The organism is Fontibacillus forbon (assembly GCF_046559655.1).
Taxonomy (GTDB): Bacteria; Bacillota; Bacilli; order Paenibacillales; family Paenibacillaceae; genus Fontibacillus.
In genome coordinates this window covers 238,085-251,499 of the sequence record NZ_JBKGFV010000005.1, presented here as the reverse complement: position 1 = coordinate 251,499, position 13,415 = coordinate 238,085, and the positions used below count along the sequence as shown (strand labels likewise).

The 13,415-nt window shown below is 49.7% G+C and carries 14 protein-coding genes; all 14 read right to left on the bottom strand.

Annotation, left to right across the window (positions count from 1 at the left end; genetic code table 11):
* Window positions 1–34 precede the first annotated feature (34 nt).
* From ACLB09_RS20030 to ACLB09_RS19965, 14 genes are read right to left on the bottom strand one after another with little or no spacing between them, the layout of a single operon-like run.
* Window positions 35–331 (bottom strand): WXG100 family type VII secretion target, encoded by a 297-nt coding sequence (locus tag ACLB09_RS20030; RefSeq protein WP_410771625.1) that lies wholly within the window; start codon window positions 329–331, stop codon window positions 35–37.
* Between the two features lie 30 nt (window positions 332–361).
* Window positions 362–694 carry a WXG100 family type VII secretion target gene (locus tag ACLB09_RS20025; RefSeq protein ID WP_410771624.1) on the bottom strand — a complete coding sequence of 111 codons (333 nt, stop codon included), beginning with the start codon at window positions 692–694 and terminating at the stop codon, window positions 362–364.
* A 29-nt stretch (window positions 695–723) separates the two neighbouring features.
* Window positions 724–4,602 carry a type VII secretion protein EssC gene (essC, locus tag ACLB09_RS20020; RefSeq protein ID WP_410771623.1) on the bottom strand — a complete coding sequence of 1,293 codons (3,879 nt, stop codon included), beginning with the start codon at window positions 4,600–4,602 and terminating at the stop codon, window positions 724–726.
* Window positions 4,603–4,609: 7 nt separating this feature from the next.
* Complete coding sequence (locus tag ACLB09_RS20015) at window positions 4,610–5,428, bottom strand: DUF5050 domain-containing protein (protein ID WP_410771622.1); 819 nt, start codon at window positions 5,426–5,428, stop codon at window positions 4,610–4,612.
* A gap of 14 nt (window positions 5,429–5,442) precedes the next feature.
* Window positions 5,443–5,673, bottom strand: coding sequence for an EsaB/YukD family protein (locus ACLB09_RS20010; RefSeq protein ID WP_410771621.1), 231 nt, complete (start codon window positions 5,671–5,673; stop codon window positions 5,443–5,445).
* A gap of 18 nt (window positions 5,674–5,691) precedes the next feature.
* Window positions 5,692–6,210 (bottom strand): hypothetical protein, encoded by a 519-nt coding sequence (locus ACLB09_RS20005; protein WP_410771620.1) that lies wholly within the window; start codon window positions 6,208–6,210, stop codon window positions 5,692–5,694.
* A complete protein-coding gene (locus tag ACLB09_RS20000; RefSeq protein ID WP_410771619.1) occupies window positions 6,207–6,728 on the bottom strand; it encodes a hypothetical protein in 522 nt (173 codons plus the stop codon). The genes ACLB09_RS20005 and ACLB09_RS20000 overlap by 4 nt, the downstream gene beginning before the upstream one ends.
* A gap of 35 nt (window positions 6,729–6,763) precedes the next feature.
* Window positions 6,764–6,979, bottom strand: coding sequence for a TMEM14 family protein (locus tag ACLB09_RS19995; protein WP_410771618.1), 216 nt, complete (start codon window positions 6,977–6,979; stop codon window positions 6,764–6,766).
* Between the two features lie 30 nt (window positions 6,980–7,009).
* On the bottom strand, window positions 7,010–7,891 hold the full coding sequence (locus ACLB09_RS19990) for a hypothetical protein (RefSeq protein WP_410771617.1): 882 nt from the start codon (window positions 7,889–7,891) through the stop codon (window positions 7,010–7,012).
* Window positions 7,888–8,871, bottom strand: a complete 984-nt coding sequence (locus tag ACLB09_RS19985) for a hypothetical protein (protein WP_410771616.1) — start codon at window positions 8,869–8,871, stop codon at window positions 7,888–7,890. The genes ACLB09_RS19990 and ACLB09_RS19985 overlap by 4 nt, the downstream gene beginning before the upstream one ends.
* The gene (locus ACLB09_RS19980; RefSeq protein ID WP_410771615.1) at window positions 8,849–10,318 is read right to left on the bottom strand and encodes a CpaF family protein; all 1,470 of its coding nucleotides are present in this window, start codon (window positions 10,316–10,318) and stop codon (window positions 8,849–8,851) included. The genes ACLB09_RS19985 and ACLB09_RS19980 overlap by 23 nt, the downstream gene beginning before the upstream one ends.
* Before the next feature lie 17 nt (window positions 10,319–10,335).
* Entirely contained in the window at window positions 10,336–11,163 is an 828-nt protein-coding gene (locus ACLB09_RS19975; RefSeq protein WP_410771614.1) for a hypothetical protein, read from the bottom strand.
* Entirely contained in the window at window positions 11,142–12,020 is an 879-nt protein-coding gene (locus ACLB09_RS19970) for a hypothetical protein (protein ID WP_410771613.1), read from the bottom strand. The genes ACLB09_RS19975 and ACLB09_RS19970 overlap by 22 nt, the downstream gene beginning before the upstream one ends.
* A gap of 3 nt (window positions 12,021–12,023) precedes the next feature.
* Window positions 12,024–13,406: a helicase HerA domain-containing protein gene (locus ACLB09_RS19965; RefSeq protein ID WP_410771612.1), complete on the bottom strand. Its 1,383-nt coding sequence runs from the start codon at window positions 13,404–13,406 to the stop codon at window positions 12,024–12,026.
* Between the last annotated feature and the right edge of the window lie 9 nt (window positions 13,407–13,415).

Sequence of the window (13,415 nt, the reverse complement as noted above, 5' to 3'; positions counted from 1 at the left end):
GACTCATCAACTGCCACCACGTCTACGTTTGGAATTAAAGTCTCAGCTTGCTAGCCAGGTCGGCATCGCTTTGACGTTTAACGTCAGCGATTTGGCCGATGAGCGTTTTATAGTCTTCGATCCATTTGTTCAAACTTGTAACTACTTGAGCCTTGGTCGTTTGGAAGTTAGAGATGAATGCTTCTTCGGAACCGCCGGACCACCAGGATTTACAGCCTTCAACCATGGTTGTCATCCGTTTGAGGTCGGCTTCGATTTTGCCGATTTCGGATTGCAGTTTTGTTTTCAGCCCTTCCGCTTGGTCAAAATCAAACTTTTGTTGGTTTGCCATATTTAGTTTCACCTCCTTTCATAGAATCTCCTAATAACGAATCGGCTTCGCCGGTTTCTTCATAGCTTCCGCCGCCGCCCTTGCCGCAGCCTCGGCTTCTGCTTTCCGTTTGTCGTCGGCTTGTTGGACTTTGCCGGCCAGCTTGTTCAGCAAGGAAGAAAGGGTGTCCATTTTTTTGAGCAATGCATTGATCTCAGGCCGAAATTCTTTATAACCGGTACGAAAGCTCTTTCCGGCCTCGCCTTGCCACCATGTACTTGAATTTTCAACCTGGCCTTGGCACTGTGTTTGTTCTCTGCTGAGATCGCTTTTCACTTCGTAAACCCGGCTTGCCTTGTATTTAATTTCTGAAGGTACTGACATATTCATTTCTCCCCCGGAAAATTAGGATCTTAGCCGACGGTTGCCAAAGCACCCTTGGTGACCAGAGCAGCACACCTTAAGCCCGTGAACTTGTTTTTAACAATGAAATAGCCGTCCATAGCTTCCAATTCCTTCTCTGCTGAACCATAAGGCAGCCGTGCCGTAAATAGTCCCTGCTCCTTGATGCTTCCTATCAATAATCCCGTCTGCTCTTCCTTGATCGCTTTGCCGAGACTGTCCCAATTGCCGGAAAAATCCGAAATATTATCGGCTGCAATGACCGCCACTTTCATGCCGCGTTCTTGTTTAACGATGCGTTCGAGCAACTCTTTTAACGCATATTTATCCCCGTCCGTAAATTCGCTAAGCTTATCGATGGCAAAAACAACTTGCTTCCAGGAAGCAATGAGACCGTTCATATCCCCATTTGCCCGTCTGCATTCCGCCATCTGTTTCCGGCGATCTTCCAAGAGCGCCTTCATTTCATCGATAAATTCGTCTTCGGCTTCCGCCAAATCGGTAACGTGGGATTTGTTCATGATTTCGAACAACCCCATGCCATGGGAATCGAGAGCGTATACTTCCGCATCCTCAAGCAGATGAATCCAGGAGCGAAGAATCGTGCTTTTTCCGGACATCGCTTCGCCTGCGATCATAAGAACCGGCGTGGCATAAAGATCGATAACCACAGGCTGGAGATCATTATTGCCGAGGCCGATGGCAAGCCGGCCAGGTTTAGCCGCTTGATTGAGGCTTTGGATATCGATGGTCGACGGCATCACCGGAATCGGTCTGGCTTTCGGCGACTCGATTCCCGCGAACATCTCCAGAAGTTGCTCTTGTCCGGCTTGTTCGAACTCCGGCAACGAAGCTTGAAACTCCAAAGGCGGCTTGCCGCGAACTAGTCCCCTGCCGGCTACCTTCATCGGTTCCAGCCCTTCCGTTCTGCCTACCACCCCGTCGTAGTCTCCCTTTTCCGTCATCTGAAAAGCTATGGCGAGCTTGAAATTAACGGATAGTTTATATCTGACAAAGGTGGCGTTGGTTGCGGTGGCCACAAGATAAATCCCATACTTCGTTCCTTCTCTCGCCAGCAGCATCATCTGGGAATCGAGATCCTCGTAGGACTCCGATAAAGCAAAGTAGTTATCGATCAGCAAAACAATGGCCGGGAGTGTTCTACCTGCACTTCTGTAGGAGTTAAAGCCGTCGCTTCCGCTCTCCTCAAACAAACCTTTTCTAAGATCGATTTCCCTGAACAGGAACAGAACGAACTGGTCGATCTTGCTCTTTTCCTCCAAAGTCATAACTCCGCCAACATGAGGAAGCTTCTCGAACGCCCGCAGCGAATTGCCGCCGAAATCGATAATATAGACATTCACTTCCTCCGGGGAGTAGGTTTGAGCCATCGACATGCAGAGCGTTTTCAGGAATACCGTTTTCCCCGTACCCGGCGCGCCATAAACAAACAAATTACCTTCATTGGCAAAATCGATTTCCAGAACTTCCTGGCTTTGATTTCTGGGATCATCCATTCTTCCTACAGGCACTTTTAACAAATGCTCCCGCTTCGGCCAACGTCCGTCATAAAAATTATTTTCTAGAATACTATCAAAATTTACGATTTCAGGAAGTGGAGGCAGCCAAGGGCCCTTTAACGGTGCGATTCCGGACCGGTTCGCCGTATTAGTGATATGCTGAACCATCGCTCCCAGCTGGGAAGGCAGTTCATGCTTCACGATTTTCTCTTCCGATAGTGGATAAATTTGCTCCATTCGGCCATTCAAGGAGACTTCGTAAATACGTTTAACCTTGTTCTCGCTCTTTTGCATTTCGCCTTCGGGATCATAATCCGCTCCGGAATAAGTAGACTGAAACAATTCGAAGATTTCGTCATTGCCTACCTGGATAAAGGCACGCCCCGGCTCTTTAATCATCGCCGCATCCGGGCGCTTGATCACGTCCTTGCTGTCCCTTTCGTCCTGAACCTTGAGACAAATCTTGAATTTGGAGTTACTCCAAATTTGATCATCCACCACGCCTGCAGGCTTCTGCGTCGCCAAAATAAGATGAACCCCAAGGCTTCGCCCTACCCGCGCAGCACTGACGAGTTCCTTCATGAACTCCGGCTGATCCTGCTTCAATTCCGCAAATTCATCCGCAATCATGATCAAATGCGGAATTGCCGGCATTTTCCGGTCTCTATTGCCGCTATAGTAAAGCTTCTGGTATTTATCGATGTTATTGACTCCGAATTCCGAGAAAATCCGTTGTCTGCTCATTAGCTCGCTTTTGATGGATAACAAGGCCCTTGTCGTCTGATTTCCGCCCAGGTTCGTAATCGTCCCCACAAGATGAGGCATGCCCTGAAAAATATCCGCCATCCCTCCGCCCTTATAATCGATCAGGACGAAAACTACGTCTTGCGGATGGTAATTGATCGCCAGAGAAATGATGATGCTCTGGAGCAATTCGCTTTTTCCCGAGCCCGTCGTCCCGGCGACCAATCCGTGCGGACCATGCCCGGTCTCATGCATGTCGAGATGGAAAAGCGTGCCGCCCGCTTTTGCCCCAATGGGAACGCTCATCCCCATGAAAGGCTTATTCCGGGTCCAGCGGGAGAGCAAATCCACTTCCCCCGTCGTTTTGGCCTGCAACATATCCAGCAGCGATAATGAGGACGGCAGCGAGAAATTTCCGCCGGAATTTTTGATGCGAAGCGGAGCCATTTTCCTGGCCGCCAGTTCAAGCTGCTGAACATTTACGCTGTCCGGGTTAAACGCCGACTTTTCGCCCGTTTCGCGGTCGGCCAATTCCCCGGTTTTCCCCTGCACCAGAATAACCTGTTTGCAGTTCATCGGAAGATAGGCCTGATTTTTGGCCAAGTAGACGGACGATAGTCCAAGCGAAGCGCATTTGTTGTACAAATACTTGTTGATCGGTTCCTCCTCAAGCAGCGTAGGATCTTCCACAATAAATACATAATGCGGAAGCAGGAGCCCGCCGATCTTTTTCTTCTCGCGTTCTTTGAAAACCGTGTTCAATTCCCCAAGCACCGCATGGGCCATCGCCCTTCCGCAAAGCAGGAACCTGAAGTCGAAGCCGTCGGTCCACAGATGCGGCAGTTGACGCAGCCAATTCCACTTCTCTAGTCCTTCCTCGGAGGCAAGTACGACAATGCGAACGTCGTCGTACCCATGATGGGTTACGAGTTGCAGCAGCATTTGCGTCACTACGGCAAACGTTCTTTCTTCATCTCCGGCAATGCCGCAGATCTCCGATTCGATCAGATTAAGCGATACCGGAACACCCTGCACCCGTTGAAATTCCAAGGCCAGTCTTTGCGGCTCCATCATTAGCGGATCGCTCTCCATAATGATCGCCTGCTTGGTGTAATTAATCTTGAGCGCAGCCGGAACGCTGCCCACGCCCAGTCGAAGCGACAGGAAGTCAGGGGACGAAGGCGTTCTTTCCCAAAGCCGGTTATCGATCTCCTGGATTCGCTGCAAACAGGCCGCCGGATCCGGGCTCATCTCGTTCATCGCCTTGATTTGCTGCTCCCTTGCCAATTGAAGCTCGCTACGGCTATCCGCGATAAATTGCAGATATTTCTTCTCGCGTTCCTTTTTCTTCTTCTTGTACTTTCTGATCTGCGATGCGGCGCTCGTCAAAGAGACGATTAAGGTCATGACCGTCATAGCGATGGAGAGCATCATGTACTTCGACTGCGAGGTCAGGGCAATCAGCATCGTAATGACGAGCATGACCGCCGGTGGAGCCAGCAAAGCGAACCAGGATATCTCCGGTTTTTCGTACGCGTGCGGCGGATTCGGAATTTCGATCTCACCGCCCGGCATTTCCGGCAGAAATCGGGGCTGACGGCTGAATTCATTATTTTCGTTGATCATAAATACCTCACGACATCGTTAGGACTTTGGCAGCCTGGCCACCGGACAGCGACATCCTGTACCATTCCAGCCGGCTGCAAAAATAAATCGAGTCATCCAAAATATGCAGGTAATCGGCACTCTCTCCGCAAATACGGATTTTGCTTCCCGTTTCGGGATCGATGCGGTAGATCGAATTTTCATTGCTACGGTTAGCGCAGTACAGATAACGCCCGTCGGTGTTCAGGCTGCTTGGCGAAATATCCTCATACACCTGCGTTTCCCCGGTATGCAGGTCAAATACGGACAGTAGATACCGGTTTTTTTTATCCGCGAAAGCCAATCGGTGTCCCATCTTGATCAAATGAACGGCTGCCGATTCCGATACCAATTCCCGGTTACTTCCCGTCGGACTACAACTTCGGATCCCCTGCTGCGTGGCATAGTAGACCAGATTCCCTTCCACGACGAAAGCTTCCACCGGCTCATCCGTAATCCGGGATTCGTTCTTGCCGTTCAACAGGCAGCGATAGATTTTCTGATCTGTCTCGCTGACGTAATAAAGCCAATCCTCGCTGCGAATCAGCCCATACACCGGACGATCCAGCAGCATTTCGGAGGTTTGCGAAGCCATGTTCCATCTGCAGAGGCGATTCCCCTGCGCCTGATCGCTGTAGTAAACCGCATCGTAGGACGGGTTCATAAACCAGAACACGCCGTCAACCAGCGTCATATCTCCGGTTTCTTCCTTTTGCAAAAAAGTACCGGAATAATTCCGCAGATCGGTGAGGAACAGGTTACCTTCCTTCTTTAAAGCCAATCCGCCACTATGAATGTTGCCGTTCACGGTATCCATCCCTTCTAAACGAGAGTTAACAGCGCTCCATCCACCACGCCCTCTTCCTCCAGACTCCGGGAGTGATCCAGAATCCGGCCCAAAGGCTCGGCCTGCAGCCGATTCTCAGGTCCTATGGACAAGCCGAGCGCTTCGGACAGCATGGACAGCAGCTCTTCCGGGGTGACGAACACCGGAATCTTCAGCTCTTTTCTCATTTGCGGACCGGCCTGGAAAGTCACCAAAATATAGTCCATGCCGTCACATCCTTTTGGTTAGTTTTTGATGGTGAGGATGAGGGTACGTTCCGAAGTGAGCTTCGTTGCCACATCCTCGCCCGCATCCTCGGCCAGTTTCAAATACTTGGTTTTGAACTTGTATTCGGTTTCGGCTTTCATATCTACGATTGTTTTTACTAGGTGTGGAGAATCATAATTTTCGTAATCCGTTTTCTCTTCGAATTCCAACTCCACGGTAAAGTCATTGTACCTTCCGTCATTCGACTTGAATTTAAGATAACGAGGATTGTTGTCCGCTTTGTTGGTCCAAGTGAGATCCATGGCATCCGAAAAAGCTCTGGCAAAATACTTGGCGAATCTCTCTTCGTTGATCTTTGCATCCAATTTTCTTTGGGACTCGTATTCGAGCCCGCCATCCTTGGCGATGCGCGCCGCGTTCGATAACGCAGTTCCCACCGCAATTTGCTCTCTCATCAGATTGACCAATTCCCTCATTGGCTCCAGAAGAATGGACAACAAGATAATCATTAAAATGCCAATCGCAATATTTCTCATAGATCATCAAACCAGTCGTCGTGGTCTACATAATACTCCAAATCTTTATAATGCTTAAGCCCGGTCGTCGTCAGGGAAAAGGAAAGATCGATGTCTTTCTCATATTTCTCCCCCCACAGGGTGACGCTTAGTGGATAAGTTGCTTTGATCGTCACTGTTACCGGTTTTCCCCGCTGTCGGTATGGCTTCTCGTCTTCTCTTTCCGGAGGTAAATTTTCGTAAAGAGAAGCATCGCCGCCCTCAGCGGAATGTTCGTTTAAATCGTCCTTTTTCTTCTTTGCAAAAATTTCGATTTCATCGGCTTTATCCCGATAAATAGGACGATCTTTTAATTTTTTCAGTACCCTATCCTTATAATCTTTTTGAAGGTAGTTATCGCTCGCCACTTGCTGAGTGACATTGAACGTTTCTACGATTAAGGTTGTATACCATGGAAAGAAGTAAATGAAGTTCGTAAAGATCATGAATGAGATGGTGACGATGATAGAAATCAGGACCGCCTTTGCTATACCGCGCATTTAATCACCTGTAGGATAAGTTGAATGAACCAAAATCACTTCACCATTTTTTTAAGAATATCTTCAAATAACCAGTTCCATACGCTCGAAATCCAACCAGATATCGTAGAGCCATCTTTCATAAAACTAATTACACCCCCTACAAGTACAATAACTGCCACAGTAATAGCAATCTGCTTGATCCCGATATCCCCGGTTTCATCCTTCCAAAACGAACGCTTCTTTACTTTTTCAAGCTTCTTGTTTTCCATATTTCTTATCCTCCTTATAATTTCTGATTGCTATTGAAACATTTTGATAGAATCCAAAATGGTGAACAAATAGTAAATCACAATATAAATCCCCAACACCCCGATCAACACCAGCTGGATCTGCGAATTCGTCCGCTGCCTTCGCACCAAATCCTCCTCCAGCGCGAGAATCCGGTAGCTGTCCACCTCGTTTTTGAGATAGACCATTTGCGAGATGTTGTCGTAGCCTTTCAAGCGAGTTTCCATCAGGTCGCAGAACTTGATGATGTAATGAATCGGCACCCGCTTTTTGAGCTGCTTCAAGGCATACTCCTCGCCGTACTCGATATTGTCGAGCATGACGCCGAGTTCTTCCTGCATATCCTTGTTCGCGTTGGGCAAATAGTCGCGGATCACGTCAGCCAGATAGATGTTGACCGACTTCGAATACTGGTAATACACCATACTGTAGAACGCCGGAAAGTCGAACGCGATGTTCTTGTTTTTTTTCTCGATCTTTTTCTCCATCTCGTTGACCGGATACATCCAGCCCAGAATGATAAAGATTGCGGTGACAAAGCCGAGCAGTTGATTCGCGGTCATCAGCACCATTGTGGCGATCAGCCCGGCTACGGCATAAAATATCTGCTCCGCCCGAAGTTCCTCCGGCTTCATCGTCAGATCCAGCCGGTCGATCATTTTCTGGAACCGTATCCGCTCCGCATTGCCGAGCAGTTTGCTGACATATTTGGCCGAGAAGTTTCGCTTAAATTTTTTAAACTTCTCATCGAACTGCGCATTCTTCCGTTCCTTCATATACTTTCGGTTGCGCTTCTTCTGCTTCCCGTGCACGGGCCGGAAATAAGGATAAATAAACACTTTCACCAGATAAATTATCGCTATGAAGGCGGCCAGCTTGGCAAGAAAACTCATTTGGCATCACTTCCCGGGCCCAGGTTGCCTTGAAGCGCCTGCGTGCGGGCGAAACTCAGGCAAATAATACTGATCATCAGGGTGTTAATAAGCTTGCCGAAAGTGCTATGCAGCATGAAATCGCGAAAATCCCCAACCGATAAAGCATATAAAAAGAACAGCACGATAATGACCGTTTTCAGCAGAAAATCCCGGTTCATTTTGCGGAAAATCCGGTCCTTCCGCGCGTTGATTTCCCTGAGCACCGCGTTCTCGTCCACGATATCGAGGAAAATGTCCGCCATCCCCTTACGCTCGTTGTATTCAAACACGATCGCCTTCTTGGTGAAGTTATCGAATTTCGGACCGAGCTGGCGATTGAGCAGGGTGATCGCTTGTTTGAAGGAATATCCGTTGTTCTCGCAGTTATCGATAAACTGCTGGAAATAGGGCCGGATGCCGGGTTTTATGTATTCGTCGCTCTCCATGACTTTCTTGATCGCGACCAGCACCCCTTCCCTCGCCAAAGGGCAGATGATGTCTTCGGCATCCATAATGCTTTCCAGCTTCTCGGCCTTGATCGCCTTGGACTGCATCACGAAATAAGTAAGCAGCCCGATAAAGATCGCCACCGTAACGACTACGGCCAGGGTTACGTTTTGCATAAAAATCACGACGACCAGCACCACGATCGCAAAACAGATACAAAGCAAGGAAGTGAAGCTTTCCAGGGTCAGCGGCAGATTAAAGTCCAAAATCAAGCCTTCGACGAGCCGGTTGTACTTGGCATACACGTTTTCCTTCCGCTTCACGATCCGTTCTTTCTTGATCCGCTCCACGTAACGCTTCGTATTGTACCTGCCCAGATGCTCGGCCAGCGTGTCGAGCAGACCCAGGAAAAAGCGCCCCGTCCCCTCGAAAAATTTGACTTCGAACACGGCGTTGAACACGATAAAAGCGGTGATGCCGAAGAACAGACTAATGATTGAAGTTGTATCCATGGAATCCGTACTCCTCTACGTCATCGTCCCCGGGCGGCGTCGTCAGGAATTCGAACCGGCTGCGCTTGATCCCCGCCTTGATCATCGTCTGCTGTACCTTCTCGGACAGCACTCCGACGCGCTTGTGCTTCCCGACGATTTTAACGACCCGGTGCGTCCCTTCTTCCTCCAGAACATCCTCCGAAATGAACTTGTAAATCGGGTTGACGATCGGCTCAAGCCCTTCGGAGCCCAGCACTTCCGAAATCGAGGTCACCTTCCGGGTGCCGTCCGCCAGTTTTTCCTGGAACACGACGAACTTGACGGCGCTGCAGATATTGCGCAAAGCCAGTTCGGCCGGTTCGTTCGAGGCCATCAGGTAAGCGGTCAGGAACCGGTAGATCGCTTCCCGGTCTCCCTCGGCGTGCAGCGTCGTGAAGAAAAAGTGACCCGTCTGCGCCGCCCGAAGCGCGGTGGCGAATTCCCCCGGCGTTCGGAGCTCCCCCGGACCGATCCAGTGCGGCGACTGCCGCATCGCATTGATCAGCAGGTTCTCCATCGTGGCCGGGCTGGCGTCATCGTCATCCGGAACGGATTCGTACTGCAGCACATCATTAATGATTCTTCCATGCTCGCTGTTCCCTTCCCGCCGCAGCAGCCGCATTTCCGACGGATTCTCGATCGTGATGATCCGGGACAACGGATTGATCTCCTTTACCATCATTTCGTTCAGCGTCGTCTTTCCGCTCCCGGTCGGGCCGACCGTAATCCAGGACAAGTCCGCCTTCGGTAACAGCGATAGCAGCTTGAACATATTCACCGAAAATGATTCGTTCTTGATCATCATTTCCGGGGTAATACTCTTCTTGCTGAACTTCCGGATCACCACCGCCGGCATGTCGTAAGGCGATATGTCCGCATGCGTGGCGTTGACCCGGTACCCCTCGATCGTTCTGGCGTTAACCATCGGGATTTTCGGGGTCAGCCGTACTTTGGAAACCCCCAGCAGCTTGGAAATGATCCGTTCCAGGTGCTCACGGTCAATGAAATGCTGATCCCACGGCAGCGTCTTCCCGCTTGTCTCGACAAAGATCTGCTCCGTTCCGTTGATCCGGATTTCATCGATCGCCGGGTCTTCCATCGCTTTCGTGATCGGTCCGTAGTGGGTAATCTCGTCGATCAGAGCCCGTTTTAAATCGACAAGCTCGTAATAACCTTCGACGACCGGGCGCTGCGAATCTACGAATTCATAGATATACGACTTCGTCATTTCCCGTTTTCTCCCGGGGTCATGTTCCCGTCGGAAAGCGTGCGTGGCTACTTTCGTAATGTATTTCTGGCAAAGCTCCAATGCTTCTTCGAATTGAATCGTCGTATACTTGTTCTTCAGATCTTCCATATCTTCTTTTTTGGTGATCTGATGGCTTACTTTTTGCTGCATATCGCTGATTTTCGCACGAGTGAGCATGTCCTTGTCCTCCCCCCTTACTGGTTGCCGAGAATATCCGCAAGACGCCGCATTCCCTTAAGAAAATGCCGGTTGACCAGCGGGTTATCCCTGACGTACAGCTTGCCTTCGAGAGAATAAGCGTAAGCCGCCTTGACGAGCGGCAGAGCCGCAACGATATTGAAGCCGAACTCTTTGAGCCCCTTGTAGTCATAGTTGATATCCTGCATGTTCATCAGGATGACGCTGGTGAACTTCGCCGTACTGATTCCGACCGATGACGCAAAATCCAGCATCCGGACCATATTACTGGAAGCTTCGATCCGTTCCGTCGCCGTAAAAAAGCCGATATGCGAAAATTTCATCGCCCCCAGGCAAAACTCCAATGGCGGATTGTTGGGGATGTCCAGCAGGATAATGTCGAACATCCCTTTTAACGTGTCGATGACCCGTTCCAAGTGATCGAACTCGAAGTCCAGATACTCTTCGATCAGATCGTGAGGACTCGGAGACAACAGATACAACCGTTCATATTTCGTCGCCTGAATTTCTTCACGAAAATCGACCTTGTCGCTCTTTAACACCCGGATCAGACCGCTGGACCGCTTGCTTGGTTTGGCATCCAGGTAATTGTGCAGGTTAGGATTGAATACCTTCAGATCGACGATGCAAGTATTTAAGCCCTTCTGTGCCAGCAAATATCCGAGATTGCTGATGATCAACGCATTGTCGACCATGTCGCAGGCCGGGATAAAACCGACCACGCTGTAAATCAGCTTGCTTTCCTGCATCTCGGTCCCGACCAGGTCTTTGGCCGAAATCTTGTTTAAAACATCATCGAGCTTCAGTCCTTGGTTTCGATCCATGACTCCACCTCTCTCTGCAAGGTAGGCAGCTCATCCAATATCACCTGGCTGGTTTTGCGGCTCAGAATCGTGATCAGATACTTTTTCCCGTCATACCCGTTGTATTTGGCAAAATTATTGATCTGCTCCCGACTCCCCTCCAGCAGGAGCGAACGGGGCTGAATGCTCTTGAGGAATTCTTCGCTCTTCATGACTTCCTGCCGTTTGTCCTCGCTTAGTTTGAGTACTTCTTTATATACTTCATAGATCGAGTGGCTGCTGGAATTGAGCATGTCCCGGATTTCGATGCTCTCGAACAGAATTTCCGTGCGCATTTTGGTTCCGGGAGACGTAAAACCGCCATTCGGGTTTCCTGCGGCTCCGCTGCCGGTTTCGTCTTCATAGGAAACGCGGATCCGCACATTATCCCCAGGCATCAGGATATCGCCGCCGGCTTCCAGGAAGTTATACGGCAACGTGAGGACCTCGTGATCCTCTCCGAGCTCGTACAACCATTCGTTTTGCTTCGGTTTTTCCTCCATCAGCTGGTCCTTGTACAAAAAGCTCTTGTCGCGCAAATAATATTTGGTGAATTTATCGGTTACGGAATCCATGTCCTCCGCCAGGATCATATCGTCGGTATATTCCTTCCGGATGATGGAGTATTTCTCTATCTCTTTGTCACTTAAAGCGACGTAGGCCGGAATTCCTCCGTCCTTGTCGATCCGGAGCACTTCCACCGTGTCCTTGGCGGCCTCGTTGGCGTTATTCAAAACGATGAGCGAAATAATAATGACGGCGATGCTGAACAGCAAAGCCAGTATCTTTTTGAAAAGTTTTTTGTTCGGGGAGACACTTTTTACAGTACTTAGGTCCATGCGTTACGCACCCTCCATTAATCGTAGAAGCAATTGTCCGAAAGCTTTTTCGTATTCCGCTCCCGCATTCGTTAAGGCGATATCACTCTCGATTTGGGAATCGAAACCGGGGCTGTAAGGGACGGCACCCGCGGTCTTCATTTCATACCGGAAATAATCGCTTAAGCCCGACGTCAGCAGTTCGCTTACTTTATCCGGCTCGAACAGGCTATCCTGGAAACGGGAACGGTCGTTGTACTTGGTGACGATCACTTTCGATTTGGCGTTGAGGTAAGAGGCCTTGTCCGGATCCAGAACGACCTCCACGTTCCGAATCGTGCTGAGCACCGCATACAAATTATTCGGCACGCATAAACCGAACAGATCGATATGGATCATGACTTCCTTGAAGTTCCTGAACAAATCAAGCGGCATATCCAGCAGAACGAGATTAAACTTGCTTCTCAGCACGGAAATCAGGCCGATCAATTTCTCCGTCGTATAGAATTGCTCCATCAGTTTGCGGTCATGAAACGAATAACCTAATCCGGTTAGCCAAAAGTTGTCCTTAATATTAAATGCAGTGGTCATATACTCCTGGGGCCTGGCAAGGGTCCGAATCAGCGAAGCACTCATTTGCTCATCCTTGTTCGTGCGCTCGTGGAACCGGTCGAAATACATATTCGTACTGCGGTATTCCGTATCCATATCGATGATGATCGTGCTGAGTCCCCGCTTGCTGGCTTCATGCGCCAAATTGACGACCGTCGTGGTCAGGCCGCTGCCCCGGTGTCCCGTGACGGCAACCACCCGGCTGATTCCCCGGCTGACATTCAGCAGGTCTCTCGTCAAGCGGTCTGTCGCTTCCGGCTCCCCTCCGGTTTCCGGTTTGGCGCGAAATCGGTCAAAAAAAGATCTCTTTTTCTCCGGTTGTCCGGCATCCGGTTGCTCCAACGTTTCAGTGTATCGCTTATGTTCTGTCTTTGAAGAAGTATGTATATCGTCATTGCCTTTTTTGCCTAACTGCACGAGAGCATCCTGAAAAATTTCAGGCGGAATCCGTAACTTGGGATAAATTACCAGCTTCAAATTTCCGAATTTTTGCATTAACGGTGCCAACTCTTGCGGTTTTAAATGGTCCCTCGTCACAATCAGGACGGGTAGCCCCGGCTTCCTCCCGGCTTCAATCCATTCCAGCAGTAAAGTCAGATGATCCCGATCCTGCCCTGGCCGTTGGGCAAACGCCTCATCCGTGATGAGTACGCCATCCATTACCGGGTTTTCGTGCTGCAGGTAGTCCGCCAGATCCCGCAGTTCTAGTCCGTTGGAATTAATGGGTTCCATTTTTCGAGTGAAATAGCCCCGAACCATGCCATGAAATCCTCCGGACACTACTAGCAATTCCATAAGTTCACC